The 17464-nt window shown below is 36.1% G+C and carries 14 protein-coding genes and 1 tRNA gene (1 of these 15 running past the window's edge); 4 read left to right on the top strand and 11 right to left on the bottom strand.

Annotation, left to right across the window (positions count from 1 at the left end; genetic code table 11):
- The 4 genes in view from ACOMC3_RS02900 to ACOMC3_RS02885 are tightly spaced (at most 26 nt apart) and all read right to left on the bottom strand, a layout consistent with a single transcriptional unit that may run on beyond the window.
- On the bottom strand, positions 1-201 hold the start of the coding sequence (locus tag ACOMC3_RS02900) for an adenylosuccinate synthase (protein WP_420318028.1). The gene continues 1065 nt to the left of window position 1, outside the view; the window shows 201 of its 1266 coding nt (coding positions 1-201); the start codon lies at positions 199-201; its stop codon lies beyond the left edge, outside the window.
- The gene (locus tag ACOMC3_RS02895; protein ID WP_420318027.1) at positions 202-540 is read right to left on the bottom strand and encodes an STAS domain-containing protein; all 339 of its coding nucleotides are present in this window, start codon (positions 538-540) and stop codon (positions 202-204) included. It abuts the gene before it with no gap.
- A 12-nt stretch (positions 541-552) separates the two neighbouring features.
- Positions 553-1017, bottom strand: coding sequence for a Fur family transcriptional regulator (locus tag ACOMC3_RS02890; protein ID WP_420318026.1), 465 nt, complete (start codon positions 1015-1017; stop codon positions 553-555).
- Between the two features lie 26 nt (positions 1018-1043).
- Positions 1044-3245: a RelA/SpoT family protein gene (locus ACOMC3_RS02885; RefSeq protein ID WP_420318025.1), complete on the bottom strand. Its 2202-nt coding sequence runs from the start codon at positions 3243-3245 to the stop codon at positions 1044-1046.
- 97 nt (positions 3246-3342) lie between these two features.
- Between ACOMC3_RS02885 and ACOMC3_RS02880 the strand changes: the two genes are divergently transcribed.
- The 4 genes from ACOMC3_RS02880 (at position 3343) to clpX (ending at position 6829) form a co-directional block, all read left to right on the top strand.
- Positions 3343-3424: transfer RNA gene (locus ACOMC3_RS02880), tRNA-Leu, on the top strand.
- A gap of 95 nt (positions 3425-3519) precedes the next feature.
- Positions 3520-4836 carry a trigger factor gene (locus tag ACOMC3_RS02875; RefSeq protein ID WP_420318024.1) on the top strand — a complete coding sequence of 439 codons (1317 nt, stop codon included), beginning with the start codon at positions 3520-3522 and terminating at the stop codon, positions 4834-4836.
- Between the two features lie 90 nt (positions 4837-4926).
- On the top strand, positions 4927-5595 hold the full coding sequence (locus ACOMC3_RS02870; RefSeq protein ID WP_420318023.1) for a ClpP family protease: 669 nt from the start codon (positions 4927-4929) through the stop codon (positions 5593-5595).
- Between the two features lie 4 nt (positions 5596-5599).
- Positions 5600-6829 (top strand): ATP-dependent Clp protease ATP-binding subunit ClpX, encoded by a 1230-nt coding sequence (gene clpX / locus ACOMC3_RS02865; protein WP_420318022.1) that lies wholly within the window; start codon positions 5600-5602, stop codon positions 6827-6829.
- On the opposite strand, the gene ACOMC3_RS02860 is transcribed toward clpX, so the two are convergent.
- From ACOMC3_RS02860 to ACOMC3_RS02830, 7 genes are all read right to left on the bottom strand, one after another.
- Complete coding sequence (locus tag ACOMC3_RS02860; protein ID WP_420318021.1) at positions 6830-7696, bottom strand: hypothetical protein; 867 nt, start codon at positions 7694-7696, stop codon at positions 6830-6832.
- A gap of 39 nt (positions 7697-7735) precedes the next feature.
- Positions 7736-10174 carry a T9SS type A sorting domain-containing protein gene (locus ACOMC3_RS02855; RefSeq protein WP_420318020.1) on the bottom strand — a complete coding sequence of 813 codons (2439 nt, stop codon included), beginning with the start codon at positions 10172-10174 and terminating at the stop codon, positions 7736-7738.
- 410 nt (positions 10175-10584) lie between these two features.
- A complete protein-coding gene (locus ACOMC3_RS02850) occupies positions 10585-11004 on the bottom strand; it encodes a 6-pyruvoyl trahydropterin synthase family protein (RefSeq protein ID WP_420318019.1) in 420 nt (139 codons plus the stop codon).
- 57 nt (positions 11005-11061) lie between these two features.
- Complete coding sequence (locus ACOMC3_RS02845) at positions 11062-14403, bottom strand: S8 family serine peptidase (protein ID WP_420318018.1); 3342 nt, start codon at positions 14401-14403, stop codon at positions 11062-11064.
- A gap of 85 nt (positions 14404-14488) precedes the next feature.
- Complete coding sequence (locus tag ACOMC3_RS02840) at positions 14489-15334, bottom strand: hypothetical protein (protein ID WP_420318017.1); 846 nt, start codon at positions 15332-15334, stop codon at positions 14489-14491.
- Complete coding sequence (locus tag ACOMC3_RS02835; protein WP_420318016.1) at positions 15331-16020, bottom strand: hypothetical protein; 690 nt, start codon at positions 16018-16020, stop codon at positions 15331-15333. The genes ACOMC3_RS02840 and ACOMC3_RS02835 overlap by 4 nt, the downstream gene beginning before the upstream one ends.
- A gap of 58 nt (positions 16021-16078) precedes the next feature.
- Positions 16079-17461 carry a RagB/SusD family nutrient uptake outer membrane protein gene (locus ACOMC3_RS02830; protein ID WP_420318015.1) on the bottom strand — a complete coding sequence of 461 codons (1383 nt, stop codon included), beginning with the start codon at positions 17459-17461 and terminating at the stop codon, positions 16079-16081.
- Positions 17462-17464 lie beyond the last annotated feature (3 nt).

Raw genomic sequence — 17464 nt, 5'->3', positions numbered from 1 at the left:
ATTTATAATATCTGGGTGAAATATCCCAGAGGGTATTTGATGAAGTACATGTTTCTTACCATCGAATTCCAAAGTGTGTCCTGCATTAGGACCCCCTTGAAATCTCGCTACAACATCATACTTTGGTGCAAGGAAGTCCACGGCCTTACCCTTGCCTTCATCTCCCCATTGAAGGCCTAAGAGTACATCTACTTTTGACATCTATCTGATTTTTTGGAGTGCTTCTTCTTCTGATTCTGCAATATTAAAGATTGCTTGAAGTTTTGTCATTATAAGAAGCTTGTTAACATGATCTGATGGCTTAATAATATATAGTTCACCATTCTTATTTCGGAATTTTGTAAGAAGTGTGATAAGAACACCAATTCCGCTACTATTTATATACCGTACTTCTGAGATATTCAATAAACAATGGGTAACCCCATTGGATAATGCGTCATTGGCTAATTCTACAACTTCAGGACCATTGTTTTCTCCTATAAGATCACCAGAAAAATGGAGCTTGAGTACTTTGTCTTGTATTTCTTTTGTGTATTTCATTAAAAGATTTCTTTAGGAGGCTATTTTGTTTTCACAGTTTTCTTTCTCGCAAGCAGCATATAATATTAACGAGTGATGCATTACTTTGAATTCTAATAGTTGACCAACGGTAGTTTGGATGTTCTGAATGCGCGGATCACAAAACTCATGAACCTTATTGCAATCTGTACAGATTAGATGATCATGTTGACGGAACCCATAGGCTTTCTCAAATTGTGCCAAGTTTTTACCAAATTGATGCTTGGTAACTAAGTCACAATCAACCAATAAATCCAGAGTATTATATACTGTTGCTCGACTTACTCTATAATTTTTGTCTTTCATGCTAACATAGAGCGATTCAACGTCGAAATGACCCTCACGCAGGTATATCTCTTCCAAGATAGCAAACCTTTCAGGTGTCTTTCTCAAATTCTTGTTTTCAAGATGAGCTTGAAAGATTTTTTTCACCTCATCCATGATGTTCTTTCCCTGCATATTGCAAATATACTTATGGAATTGGATCAGTTGCTCCTACTGACCTTAACGACTCCATTCACTTTTTCTAATTTTTTAGATAGTATATCTAAATGCGAAGTGTCTTCTACATATAAGCGAATAATTCCTTCAAAGATTCCCCCTTCAGTATTAATAGAGAGGGATCTCATATTTACTTTGAGCTCCTCAGAAATAATATTAGACACATCACTTACCAAGCCCATTCTATCTGTACCAATTATTGATAAGGTTGCCTCAAAAGAGTGCTTGCGTGATGAAGCCCATTTAGCTTTAATAATTCGATAACCATAATTTGAAAGTAACTCAGCTGCATTTGGGCAGGTTGTCCTATGAATTTTAATTCCATCATTCACAGTTACAAATCCAAATACATCATCTCCGGCTATGGGATTACAGCATTTTGCAAATTTATAATCTATGATATCTAGATCCTCTCCTAGTAAAAGTAAATCACTATCTGTTTTTCTAACCCTGCTTAATTTCTCTTCAACATCTTTTGCGCCTCTGACAGTTGGTTTTTTTACATCATTCTTACTTGACTTTCTGAATGATTTAATCAATGAGTGGTCGATCTTTCCTGTTCCGACGAGATACAAAAGGTCGGAAGCACTCTTTACATTGAAATAGTTTGCTATTTCTTCAAGAACTGATTGCCTGTAATCAATTTTGAGTTGTTTCAATTTCCTTTTTACTATTTCACGACCCTCATCTATAAAAACTTTCCGTTCTTCTTTAAGTGCATCTTTGATTTTAGATTTGGCCTTTGAGCTTACTACATACTGAAGCCAGCTCTCATTGGGTTTTTGTTTGCTTGAAGTGAGAATTTCAACCTGATCTCCGTTTTTAAGTTCGAAATTTAGAGGAACCAATTTCTGATTGACTTTAGCTCCTAGACAGTGCTCTCCAATCTCCGTGTGAATATCAAAAGCAAAGTCTAAAGCAGTAGCACCTTGAGGGAGCGTTCTCAAATCTCCTTTAGGAGTAAATACAAAAACTTCGTCACTGTATAAATTAGATCTGAAATCATCTACAAATTCTATCGCATTTCCATCATTCTGCTCCAGAATCTCACGAACCTTTGCAATCCACATCTCAAGGCCAGTTTCATCCGTTGACCTACCGTCCTTATATTTCCAGTGAGCGGCATACCCTTTTTCGGCTATTTCATCCATCCGGGTTGTTCGAATTTGAACTTCGACCCATTTTCCGGTATCACTCATTACTGTAGTATGCAAAGACTCATAACCATTAGCCTTTGGTATACTAATCCAATCTCTTAATCTATCCGGATTAGGTTGATAATAATCAGTGACAAGTGAATATACCTGCCAGCAATAAGCTTTTTCATCTTTATAGGATACATCAAGTATTATCCGAACTGCAAACAAATCATACACTTCTTCGAAGGGCACACTCTGCTTTTTCATTTTATTCCAGATGGAATGAATCGATTTCGGTCTTCCTTTTATTTCATATTCGATTTGCAAGGAGTTTAACTTATCCTTTATCGGTCTTATGAAATTCCTTATGAATTTATTTCGAGTTTCTTTCGTCTCATTGATCTTGCCAGCTATCTCATCATAAACTTCAGGTTCACTATACTTAAGATACAAGTCTTCTAACTCAGACTTGAATGCATACAGTCCTAAACGATGTGCAAGTGGTGCATATAGATATATGGTTTCATTAGCAATCTTAAGCTGCTTATTCCTCGGCATGCTTTCTAATGTTCGCATGTTATGTAACCTATCGGCGAGCTTTATTAGAATCACCCTTACATCATCAGATAGTGTAAGTAGCATTTTTCTGAAGTTTTCTGCTTGCTGCGAACTACCATGGTCAAATACTCCAGATATTTTGGTTAGACCATCTATGATTATTGCTACTTTTTTACCAAAAAGTCTTTCTATATCATCTAATTCATAATCGGTATCTTCAACAACATCATGCAGGAGAGCTGCCACAATTGATGTTGTTCCTAATCCTATTTCGGCCACACAAATCTCAGCAACTTCCAATGGATGAAATATATAAGGTTCTCCAGACCTTCTTCTCATTCCACTATGAGCTTCCATAGAAGTACTGAATGCCTTTTTTATAATTTTAGCATCCCCATCTTTCAGAATTGGTTTGGCTTTTCTGAGTAGACGTCTATAACGTCTAATTATCTCTTTTTTTTCTGATTCTAAATCTTCCTCTACTACCATAATAATTTTACAAAATTAATCTCTTGTTGAATCAAAAATATTACCTACTTTTGCCATCCAATTTTCGAAGCAAGAAAAAGTTCGAGCATTGAAAATTGCGGATGTGGCGAAATTGGTAGACGCACTAGACTTAGGATCTAGCGCCGCGAGGCATGGGGGTTCGAGTCCCTCCATCCGCACATTAAAACAACCCTCTTTCCGAGACCTCCCGATAGCTATCAGGACAGGGTCGTGTAAGAGGGTTTTTATTTTATAAATACCAAACAATAGTACGTTGAAAATAACTTTTGACAAAAACGAAAAAACACAAGGTGTTATTAAAATTAGCGTAAACCGAGCTGATTTTCAACCAGGTGTAGATCAAAAAATTAAAGAGTATAGCAAGACAGCTAACATCAAGGGATTTAGACAGGGAAAAGTACCTCAAGGTATGATCCGAAAGATGTATGGAAATGCCCTTATCGTTGAAGAGATCAACAAACTCGTTTCTGAAAAACTAAATACCTACCTGCGAGAAAGCGATACTCAGTTTCTAGGTGAACCGCTACCAGTTCAGAAGGATGAAGAATTTGATTGGGAGAATCAAGAGTCATTTGAGTTTGAGTATGAGATTGGTTTTGCGGAACCATTCGATTTAAAAGTGGATAAGAAAGTGAAGTTAGATAAGCACTTCATCAAAGTAGATGAAAAGGTTATCGATGAAACAATTGAAAATCTACAACGCCAATTTGGAGAGATGGAGAACCCGAACATCACGTCTGATAAGGATACAGTATATGGTGCAATTAAGTCGAAAGATGGATCAGTTGATCAAGAAATAAATATTGATTTAAGAGATGTAGAAAAGGGTACTCTAAAAAAACTTACCGGAATTAAGGTAGGAACAGAAGTTGAAATTGATCCCAAGAAGAGCTTTAAACATGATAATGTTATTAAGAATCAGCTTAGGATCGATGACGAAGAATTTAAAAAATTAAAAAAACTAACATTTACTGTCCAGGGTATTAATCACCATAAACTTGCGCCGATAAATCAAGATCTTTTTGACAAAACATTTGGCAAGGGTACCATTAAGGATGAAGCTGGATTCAGAGATCGGGTTAAAGAAATTGTTTCACAGAATTATAAAGGAGAGGAAGAAAAATTCTTTGATCATCAGGTGAGAGAGAAGCTTACTGAAGCTGCAAAAATCAATTTGCCTGATGAATTTTTGAAGAAGTGGCTGATCCGAACCAATGATAATATCACTCCTGAGTTAATGGAGCTTGAGTATACGTCTTATGCAAAAGAGCTAAAATGGTCCTTGATCAGAAATTTGATTGTGAAAAACCAAGATATAAAAGTTGAACATGAGGATGTTATCAATGAGGCTAAAGAATTGATTAAACAACAATTTGCAGGATCCGGAATGGGTGATCAGATGAATGATCAACTTGATACTTTCGCCAATAATTACCTTCAAGGTGAGAATGGGGAAAACTATATGAAGGTTTTTAATCAGGTTCAATCTCAAAAGGTTTTAGATTACATTAAAGATGAAGTGACAGTAAAGGAAAAAACTGTTTCATTGGATGAATTCAGAAAGCTGTGATTTTGAACCAAATCATATCATTTTAAGTTTTGAAGGAGTCCTGTAGACAGGACTTTTTTATTTTTACATCCATTATTTTAACTTATAGAAATGATTAATACTGAGGAATTCAGAAAATATGCTGTAAAAGGCCAAAATATTAGTGGGACTGCTGTTGATGATTATGTTCAGCATGTTGAAAACATGACTAGAGCTGTAATTGAAGAGCGGCCTACAAACTTTCGCGAAATCGATGTTTTTTCCCGACTCATTATGGATAGGATAATATTCTTGGGTATGCAGGTGGAAGAGAACATCGCAAACATTATAACCGCGCAATTGCTCTTTCTAGAATCCGTTGATTCAAAAAAAGACATTCTTCTTTATGTAAATAGTCCAGGTGGTTCGGTATATGCCGGACTTGGTATGTATGACACTATGCAGTATGTAAGTCCAGATGTTGCTACTATTTGCACAGGAATGGCAGCTTCTATGGGTGCAGTATTGTTGTCTGGTGGAGCAGCGGGGAAGAGGTCAGCACTGCCGCATGCACGGATAATGATTCACCAACCAAGTGGTGGAATGCAGGGTCAATCTAGAGATATGGAAATTACCTTAAAGCAAATGCAGGAATTAAGGAAAGATCTTTATAACATTTTAGCTAAGCATTCTGGTAAATCATACAAAGACATTGAAAAAGATTCTGATCGCGATTACTGGATGAGAGCGGCAGAAGCAAAAGAATATGGCCTTATTGATGAGGTTTTAGAGAAAAAATAAAATCATGGCTCAGGTAACTTGTAGTTTTTGCGGAAGAAACAAAAAAGATGTTGATCTGATGATATCGGGTATACATGCTCACATTTGTGATAAATGTATCGCTCAAGCACAACAGATATTGAATGAGGAGTTGAAAACTACATCTGAGAATGAGAGCCCTAATTTCAAGCTCATCAAGCCTGTAGATATGAAATCTCACCTTGATGAGTTTGTAATTGGACAAGATGAGGCTAAAAAATACATTTCAGTTGCTGTTTACAATCACTATAAGCGATTAATGCAAACTAAGGAAAATGATGATGTAGTGATTGAGAAATCCAACATTATTATGGTCGGTCAAACCGGAACGGGTAAAACTTACCTTGCCAGGACTCTTGCTAAGATTCTTCAAGTTCCTTTTTGTATAGCAGACGCAACTGTTTTGACTGAAGCTGGCTATGTAGGTGAAGATGTTGAAAGCATTTTGACTCGTTTACTTCAATCTGCAAACTATGATGTAGAAGCTGCAGAACGTGGTATTGTTTACATAGATGAAATTGATAAGATCGCACGGAAATCTGATAATCCTTCAATTACAAGAGATGTAAGCGGCGAGGGTGTCCAGCAGGCATTACTCAAATTGCTTGAGGGGACAACAGTGAATGTGCCACCACAAGGAGGAAGAAAGCATCCTGATCAGAAAATGATCAATGTCAATACAGAAAATATCTTATTCATCTGTGGTGGAGCTTTTGATGGCATTGAACGACATATTGCTAATCGATTAAATACCCGACCTATTGGATTTGCTAATGATAATGAATTCAAATCTGGTGCAATTGACAAGGATAATTTGCTTCAATATATAACTGCTCAGGATATCAAGAGCTTTGGGCTGATTCCAGAATTAATTGGCCGTTTGCCTGTTTTAACACACTTAGATCCATTAAATACAGATGCTTTAAAGCAAATTCTAACCGAACCAAAAAATGCATTGGTAAAACAGTATACCAAGCTTTTTGAAATGGAGGAGGTGAAGCTTGAGCTAACCGAAGATGCTCTGGAATACATCGTGGAAAAAGCGATGGAGTTTAAGCTAGGGGCTCGAGGTTTAAGATCTATTTGTGAAGCAATTGTGACTGATGCGATGTTTGAGTTGCCATCCAATAAAGAAATCAAGGATATTTTAATCGACAGGGATTATGCCGCTGAAAAATTTGAAAAGTCTAAATTTAATAAGCTAAGGGCAGCTTAGCTACTCTTCTCCCCATTCCACTATTTCTTGAGCAACTACTCTAGCAAAGGGTTGAGTTCCGATTTTATCTTTTAGATGCTGATACTCATTAAGCATTGTAGCGCTATAGTTATGATCATTGAGAAGTTTATATAACTCGTCAGAGATTTCTTTGATATCACCTGACTCAATGTTTTTCACAACCTCTGTATTTAGAATACTATTTATACAAGTTACTCTGTTGTTTGACCGAGTAAATAGTGATTTCTTAAAAACATTGACTAACGGGCAATTTACCATTGCGGCCAAAACATTTGAGAATTGATCGGTTGGAATCACTACATTAGAGTTTCTGATTTTCAATATTGTCTCTTCAAGTCCATCAGATGTATCAATACATTCAAACTTGAACCTCTCATTTATTCTTGAAAGATCATCTTTAAGATGAATGTGCCATTTATTGAGTTTTGTTGCAATTATTGAAATAGTTGCTATCGCTGATTCTTCCGTAGATCTGCTATCTGATTTTCTAATGAAATCTGTAAGTAAGCTTCCATTCCCGTACTCATGATTTAGTTGAGGTAAATCAAAATATACTCTTTCCAACACAAGATTAGAATAGTTGAGATTTGACTTAGTTTCCAAAGCAGACTGATAAAAGAAAATGATTTTCGTGCCTGACTTTCGAGCTTTCTTAATGATCTTACTGGATTTTCTTGTACCAATGACAATTAAAAAATCTGGACAGAAAGATTTTAACTCTCGAATTGCTAAGTCAAATTTTAAGTGAACTACCTCACTCCTGACATCAAACCTCTCTATCTCTGCTATCAGTAATTTTGATAGCTCATCGGTAATTTTTCCTTCAATGGAAATCAGGTACTTCACTTATAGGTTGAATTGACTTATAAATTCAATAGTAATCAATCAGTCTTTAGCAACCCGATGGAATGTTGAACCTTTAGAGGTCTTGACTTCAATGAGAAAAACACCTTTATCAATATTAGGAGTGTTCGCTTTGATGGACAATGCATCAACTTTTTCAAAATCTATTGCCTCAATAAACTTACCTCCTACTGTGTACAAATTGATTTCATTTATTTCTGAATCCGATTTAATGAAAAAAGATCTTGAGAATGGATTGGGATACATGGTTAATGATAGCCTTGAAGCTGCGTCTAAACCTAATGGAAGATCCTGGACGACTAAATTATCAATAGCCCATCCCCATCCAGTGAGAAATCGATCCACATGTAGTCTAAATCTAAGTAGGACCTCATCTCCCGGATTAAACGTTGTAAGTAAACTCATTTTATGCTTTTTATATAATGTAGCATCTCCCACAGATAATGAGTTGCCTTCATCTGAATCCGTATTACTATTGAACCTATTTTCCCAAACAGAGAATCGTCTACTATCGTATCCATCTTCCAAAGCTTCCCATGTGAGGCCCTCATCAGAAGATCCTTCAACCACCACATAATCGAAAAAATCTTCCGTTCCGAATACTGAGCCGCCTGCACCTGGCTCAACTAAGACAACTTCATCAAATTGAATGTCTCCATCACCTTCTCTTACAATTATAGGTTTTAGTAGGGTTGTTATGAAATCTGACTCAAATCCCTCCCCTGTACCATTTGCATAGGGATGATCTGAATGGAGTGCTTTTGATGTGAATCCAGATTCTAATGATATATTAAAATCTCCACTTATAACTGTCGATTCAGAGTCGAAATCTTCGGTAAACACTTCTTCAGCTCCCGCTATTGAATTCACTGTTACGTTATAAAACTCTGATTCAGATGGTAAGAAAGCGAAATTCTTTTGAGATGAGGAATCTCTTGCACCTATTCGATAGAAAAATGTGGAAATATCTTTAGTTGAATCGCCCGCCAACACATAACTATATAAATTTTGAAAAGTATTATCTAAAGCAAGTCTTACTGTGTCTCCAGGTGAAAGAACAAAATCCACAAATACGGAATCCAGGCCAATATTATCAGACGCATCAACTTCAATAGTTACATCTTCATTGGATAAAACACTTTCAATCTCATCGTGAATTAATGTTGGTTTTACTGTATCTACTCCTACATAGAAACTTAGTGGAATATCTTCAGAGCCTAAAAAAGTTTCTTTTTCAATCGCATCTTCAATATTAAAAAAATAATTGACACGTACTGCTTCTTTTATAGTATCAGTTATATAGCTGAATCTATTGTTACCATTATCAGTCATTACAATTTTGCTGAATTCTCCATCATTGAAAGCAATATTTATAAAAACGGAATCTGCAACAACGTTTGAGTCGCTTACAATTGCAATTTCAAAGTTGACAGGTAGATTCAAATTTTCAGAATCTATTATTTCATCATGGTCAATTCTTGATCTCAACCAGCCTAATTGTGCTAATAATCTAGTGGTAACTGGTCCAATGTTGTGATTTGCCTCTGCAGTTCCAATAGCAGGTGTCATGAGTGAGTTTATCGTATTATCAAATGTAGATTGATCCAAATGCGAAATACTAGAGCCCCCATCAAAGACTGACGGAGCATATAATTCTGCATCAATTCCAGCATTGACATTGCTCACTATGTTGCTTGTGAAAAATAAATCACCACCTGTTAACTGATTGGCTAGAGGAACTGAAGGGTTTGCAAATAAATCGTCATCAATTAGTAGCTGTCCATTTCCATTTCTCATGTACCAATCAAACTCAAAAGGAAAGCCACTTAAACCAATAGAGCCTTGATTGCTTTCAACGTCTGTAGCAGTAAAAAAACCAAGACCGTGACCAATTTCATGCAAGACAACAGAAACTAAATCAAACTCACCTGAAGGTGGTTGCGCATCTGTTCCAAAATACCAAGATATGTTACGGTTAAATTGTGCAACGATTTCAAATTCATCTGGATTATTCAATTCTTCTCCAGACAGTTTTTCAGCTAATGCAACCGGATACCAAGAATTAGGATGTTGGGCACCATTAAAATCTCTGAATAATAAGCCAGGACCTGCAGAGCCTAAAACTCCTTGATCTAATACCGCCCAATTTGCTTGAATCTTGATTGGGATCTCTGAAATTATTAAAGTTTCCCAAATATCAACTGCATATTGAAATGCAGTTTTTGCCTCAGCCGTAAACCCAATGTATTCGACTTCAATTGTTGATGATTGTTTGGTATTGCTTCTGGCGCTTTGATTCAAATTAGGAATAAAGACATTTTCATCTCTTTCGTAATAATGACAAATAATAAGTTCCTGAATTTTATCTTTATCCAGCTTTAAGCTTTCTTGTGCATGAAGATCGCTCGAAAAGAAACTGAAAATAATTCCAATGAAAAATATACTTCTCCTAATAGTCATAATACTGTGTAGTTGTAAGGCAACCAAAACTGAAAATACATTTGAACTAATACTCAACAAAAGTACATGCATTCCATCATGTGGTACCTATAATATTAGCCTGAATAAGGATAACAACTCTATATCGTTTACCACTGATAATGATTCGACTATTTTTAGCGAAAAGTTAAATGAGGACGAGGTTGAACAACTAACCGTACTAGCAATGAAATATGAAAAGGGTGTGAAAAAAAATCAAATAATCACTAAGGATTATAACACTTATCGTATTGCAATGAATGGAGAAAAATCTCTAAATGATACCTTTAAAACGATATATCCACCAGAACAAGAACTACTTATTTATTTCAATGAATTAATAAGTAAATACACTAATTAGCACTTTTTTATAACAAAGAATTTCGAATCCCTTACTTTCCAAAAAAGTCTACAAAGTTTCTCGGAGTTTCATAAAGTCTTAATCTGTAAAGAGAAGATTGAGGTTCTATTTCAAGAATCTTAGGTTCTAAAATTTTCCAAAATTCGATGATTAAATTTTCACAGCTTCCCATTTTTCCTTTCATGAAAGGGACATCCAGGTTGATGTTCTTATGATCCACTTGATCAATAATTTCAGTTTTAATTAAAAAACTGAGCTTTTTCAGATCAATGACAAAGCCAGTTTCTGAATTGATTGGTCCTTTTACCGATGTTATCAATTCGAAGTTATGCCCATGCCAATTTTTATTCGCACATGGTCCAAAAATTTCGAAGTTTTTCTCCTCCGACCAATTTGGATTGTACAGCTTATGGGCTGCATTAAAATGTTCTTTTCGGTTGACTATTGGCATAAACAAAAACAACAGAAGAGTTTCCCCTTCTGTTGCATTTCACGTGCGAAATAAATTTTAATCTCTCTTGATGAAATCTGTTTGAAAAGTGTAATCATCCACGCTTTTAATAAGCAATAAATATCGGCCGTCATTTAAGCCAGATATGTCAATGGATGTAACATTATCATCTATTTCTAAGACTTTCTTACCATCAAGACTTAATATCTCTACGGAACGGTAATTCTCTATTCCCTTAATATTAATAATATCACTTGATACCGTAGGATAAACAAAGAAATTATCAATATCATTTAATCCTGTTACTTCATAGAAGAAGACGTCAGATCGAATGGTGCACTTGGTGCTGTATAATTCGATATAGTACTCTCCCTCATTTGTAATTCCAGTTAGGACAAAAGAAGTTTCTCCATCTATAGGTTCTCCATTGAAAAACCATTGATAAAAATTGGCAAAAGTTGATGAACGAAGTGAGTTATCTTCGACAATGATTTCAGGCTTACCAATGTCTGCAGAAATTACTTCCACCATCTTGGTAAACATACTTTCTTCACCATCATCTGCGACAACTTTTAAGATTACTTCATAGGTGCCATTTTCAACGAACTCATACTCAGGATTCTGGTTTATTAGTACAACAGTTTCTTCTAAATCAACTATTGTCCATTCCCAAGAAACAGGGCTTCCGTCACTTATATCTACAAACCTGGTAATTCCACCTGAACATGCACTCTCTGCAACAAAATCAGCAGCTAAAACATTTCCACATTCATCAAGAATCCATCCATCACTGGAATTACTTGCCGTACTGTTTGCATCCAATACAAATTTTGTATTTCCCTCTACAGAAACATCTGTAACTGTCATATTTTCAAAACAGAATTTGTTCGCATTTTGAGAAACAATTAGTGCCCCTGAACCTTCTGAAGATATCGCATTTGCGTTACCATCATCCTCTTGATCAGAAAGTAGGTCTTCAATTGTAAGAGTAATACTTTCATTTAATATCAGATTACTTCCTCTATTCAATGTGAAGTTTTTAACAGACAAATCCTGATCTAAGATAATATCACCAGATATAGTAATTGATTTGATTGTCTTAATTGAAGAAACTGTAACCGATCCATTTGACTCAACCATCATATCACTAATCTCAAGATTCGGAGCGTTAATAGTAGACGCCACATTTGAGCTGATAATTACATTATCTGCAGATAATTTCACTTCTTCAGGCAATGTAATGGTTGAAACATCATTGAATGTAACTGTACTAATCTTAAGGGAATCCGTAAATAAACTTCCAATGATGAATTCATCTACATTAACTTGTAAATCTTTAAGATAGAGATCTCCGGAAAGAATATTAAGGGCTTTACAGTGAATGCTTTCAGAGATATTGGTAAAGTTATTTTTATCAATTGTGAGATCAATTTCATCAATGCTATTTGGCTCTAGATCAACGTAAGATATAAAGTCGCCTGATAGTCTTATCGAACCATTTATAAACTTAAAATCATTGTTTTTGGAGATTAAACTACCCGTTAGTGCTATCTCAAATCCGTTAAGATCTACCATTCCAGTTGCATCCTCGCTAATTGTTAATGAATGGGCAGTTAAGTTTCCATCCAATATATAATTGTTATCTGCATCAGCAATTATTAACTGATCGAACTGACTTATTTCACCTGAAGCAACAGATTCACCTGCCTGATTTTTCCATACTTGCGCATTATTGTCTTCAGTCAGCCATAAAGTGGATCCAAGATCTTTTGGATCTCCAACAGAAATAAACATGGAAAAAACCTGGCTATCCTCATTATCTAAAGTGTTTTTATGGCTCAAGACCAATTCATAAGCTCCAGTCTCTCCTGCTACAAATTCTATAACCTCTACATTATCTCTGAAATTATCTCCCTTAGAAACAATTTTTGAATCTGGTTGAATGATCCATGGTAGATGCTCTGTTGTTGAAGGAGATGTTACCTTGATGTCAAGATCATTTATTAAAGCCAAGTCTGTTGGATCAAGTACACCACTTAAAGGATTTCCAGGTACATCTGTCCAAACAATGGTAGCCTTTACTTTCTGACCTTCGGTGGCATTAAAAAAGTAGTTCTTGATTTCTTCATTTGAAAGTTCGTCTTGAACAAAAAATTGACTTTCATTATCTAAATATTTTAGGACATTAGCCGCTGCAGCAACATCAAGCAATCCCCATCCATATTGATAGTCTGGTCCATCTTGACTTCCTGCTTCTCTTGCTGTATGAATTGCAAGTGCTTTCAAACTTGACGCAAGCATAAATTCGCCGTTGTATCGGTGATAAAGTTCTTGTATCAGGGCTAATGAACCTGTAACATTAGGTGCTGACATAGATGTACCACTTGATGTTCCATAAGAAGTGCTTGATCCTGAATTAGCAGAAAATAGATTAACACCCATTCCTACCAAATCAGGTTTTATTCTTCCATCATCTGTAGGGCCCCAACTTGAAAATGAGGACATCTGAATATTTGCTGGAGAAAAGTCGCCATCATTGATTGAACTAACAGCCCCAACAGTTAAAATATTTTTAGCGCATTTGTCTGGTGAAATTATATCAAAAGGACCGTCTCCTGGCGCGCCAGTACCTGAACCTACATCTCCTCTGTGATTACCAGCAGAATGAACTGAAAGATAGTATGGGTTAGAGTGAATTACGTTATCCCATGCTCTACTTCCTGAAGTATATAAGCCGAATCTATAATCTTCAACATCACTGATTTCTGGATCACCATTCCAAACCCAACCGCCGTTTGAAAAAGTCCAACCTAAGGTTGCACCATAAGAGTGGTTTGATAAAATCAATCCTTTTTCAGCCTCTTCAACAACTTCACCTAAATCTGCATTAAAATCATAATTGTGGCTTGTTGCAAGAGGTGCCATACCTTTTGCTGATACATTAACACCTGTGGCTAAAATGGTTCCAGTCACGTGGGTTGCGTGATTGCTAATGCTTGTAGAATTATCTTTATGTGATGTTCGTCCGACAAATTCGACATGATCTGATTGAACTTGACCACCGTCCCAAACACCAACAACTATCCCTTCTCCGGTTAATTCAAGGCCAGTGTGTCCTTTTTGTTGTAGATGAACTGCACCTGTTGTTTTAGCAGCTCCGTCATTATAGGTGGTGTAATAAACTGGATTGTCGCTATCATCTAAATATTGTAAATAAAGCGCATCCTCTCCTGAACCTATTTGCATAGGATAACCTAATGATTGAGCTCGTTCGAGTGATTTTGATCTTCTTTCTAAATACTCATCAAGTGATTCATTCCCAAATGAATTCTGTGCCATTGTGCCATAGCTTCCAATGATTAAAGCAATAATCATTGACAACTTTAGCGTTCTTCTCATAATATTGTTCATTTTCCCTCTTCTCAGTTTAAATAGAAAAAGCCGATACATTATCCGTATCGGCTTTTTAACATTAAAATTGAATTTATTGTTTCTCTAGAGTAAATCCATAATCTCCAAATCCATTGGAGTCTCCATCTACTCTTACGGCATACTCCTCAAATGAAGTAGAAACCACTGTAAGAGTTGTAAATGCTGCAACTACAGGATCACCAGTTACGAATTCAATAATCTCAGGACATGGTACAAATCTAATAGTGGTACCATCTGGAACGAACGTATCGAATCCAGCTGAGTTATTAAGAGTGAAAGTGAAACCGTTAGTATCAGATGCATCCACTGACATTTCTATCTGATAGCTCTCACCGAAGAAATCAGAGAATCCAAATGGTGCGTTTGGAGGTCCTGTGAATGCCTCAATGACATTATAGGTACCAACAAATCCATCTGTATCAAATGGACAATCGTTATCAACAATTTCAACAACAGTCATTCTCCCTGAAGCTTCCTCAGAACCAATAGAAATGTCCGAACTTGAAGTTCCAGTCATTGTAATTGTAAATGTTTGAGGGCTTTCAGAAGCTAGCACATCATCAATCGGCGTTACGCTAATTGATCCACCGTATTCACCTGCAGGGATAACAATATCTGCATTAGATGAAATGGTATAATTCTCACCAGCCACTGCTCCAGTCTCTTCAATTGTAATATTAACAGTAATGTCAGACGTGCGTGCAACACCTATTAACTCAACTGAAACCGGAACTGCTCCGCCTTCTTCCGGTACATTAAATGCACTAGAAGTAAAGGCAACAGTTGTAGGAAATGTATTCCCGTTCTCTTCATAAGAAATCTCATCTTTGAAGTCTGAATTACAGCTTGTCATAAAGAACACTGCCGTAATCACGAACAATAATTTATATATCTTCATATTCCTTTAAAGTTTATGTAATCAAATATTTTGATTAAATCATTCTCATTCTTTGGGTTTAACTTTTCTGATTTCAAAAAGTCTCCCAGACCATCTACAGAATCAAAATCCGAAATAAAATCCTTCTTTTTACTTGAAACTGTCATTAAAGATTGATAGTCAGATGTCCAGAAATAACTTACCTCTGTTACAAATTTCTGTTGATTGGTATCTGTGTTTCCTGAATAGCTGGTAGCATTGGATCGATCTTCCACCTTAAGTTGAAGATCTCTTTTTTTCAAAAGTTTCACATTATCTCTACCAAGCACTTCATAGAAAACATAGTCACCGTTTTCAACCAAAATTCTAAAGGTTTTATATCCTACTTCATCGGATGATAATTGTATCTCTTTGAGATACTTATTTAATAAAGTAGATTCCTTTCCATCAACTTCAACGATGGATTGATTTTTATAAAAATCCAGATTGATTTTTTCGAAAGATCTCTCTTCACCATTCTTGAAAATCACCTTGCCTTTGGCAGGTTCTTCTAACAAAAAAGGAGTGCCCTTAAATGCAGCATATTCTTTCCTATTAAACAAATCCGGATTGAGTATATCATTATACGGATTAGTGATAGGATTAACATTCTGAGCAAGAGTACTAGCAGAAACAATCAAAAGACTTAGAAAAATCAAATTCTTCATGAGATTGATTAGTTATATAACATCACCATAATTAAATGGTGATGTTATATTTTGTTATTTAATATCCAGGATTTTGTGTCATGTTTTGATTTACATCCAGCTCCTGTTGAGGGATTGGATATATTCTCAATGGACTATCCGCAGCTAAGAAGCAAGGAGCATTCAATTCATCTCCAGTTCCTCCAGCGCCACATGCAATTCTGGTTACAGCATCACCCCATCTGAAAATATCAAGAGCTCTGTGTCCTTCAAATGCAAGCTCTACTCTTCTTTCCTGCTTAATAGCAGCTAAAGTAGCTGTACCTGCACTTGGAAGACCAGCACGTGTTCTAACTGCATCAAGATCAGCAAGAGCACCAGCAGCATCAGGTGATGCCTTAAGTAATCTAGCTTCAGCTCGAATTAGATACATTTCTGCTAAACGGAAGACCTTGTTATTAGTTAAACCAGGGTTACCTTCTTGGGAAAGATACTTACCTACCCAGTTGAAACCATCCTGATTATAATAATCAACTGCAGCTCTTCTATCACCAGCTTCATAAACATTTATAAGGTCATTAGATACTCTAATATCGCCGTACCCCTGTGGGTTAAATATTTGACCCAGGTTATCTGATCCAAGTGTTTCATTAGCTAATCTTCTGATTGTGAAAATTTCTTCACTTGTTCCATGAGTACCCCAGAATGTTGCCAAATCAGTACCATCAAATAGCGTATATCCAGCACCAATCACTGCAGATGCAGATGCTTCAGCATTCGCATAATCCTCCATGTAAAGGTATACTCTTGCTAGAAGTGCATCACATGCATCATCAGTAGCTCTGTAAGGACCATTATCCTCAGTAATTAGGTTTTTTGCTTCAATCAAATCAGCAATAACCTGAGCATAAACCTCACCTACCGTGTTTCTAGCAGGCTCAGATATAGAAGGCTCTAACATTACAGGTACTCCTGGGTTACCAGCGCCTTCACCGTATGGCAAAGCAAACGTTTTAACCAAATCGAAATGAGTTATAGCTCTTAAGAATAATGCTTCACCCGCAATCTGATCTTTATCGGTTTGTGTTCCTTCTGCAGCGTCAATATTCTGTAGAATATTGTTCACTCGAAGGATCAACGAATAAGCATCACCCCAGAAAGCTAACTGTGTAGCATTTGCTCGGTACTCATACCTAAAATCATTAAGAAATCTATTCGAGTTGTTAATGGAAATGTAAACATTGTCTGCTCGCACTTCATTGATCACAACCTGATCTCTTCCGTAATAATTTACATCCTGAAGCTCATCATAAGCTCCAATTAGCCCAGTAAACAACCCATCTAAATCACCTAAGGATTCAGAAACTGAAAGGGATTGTGCTGGCTGTAGTTCAAGCTTATCCTCACATGAAAACATGATAAGGAAAGCAAACAAAGTTGATAATATTTTAATATTCTTCATGTT

This window comes from Ekhidna sp. (assembly GCF_965212185.1).
In the GTDB taxonomy this organism is placed as follows: Bacteria; Bacteroidota; Bacteroidia; order Cytophagales; family Cyclobacteriaceae; genus Ekhidna.
Note: the sequence above shows the minus strand (reverse complement) of the source record. Positions and strands in the feature narration are given on the sequence as shown.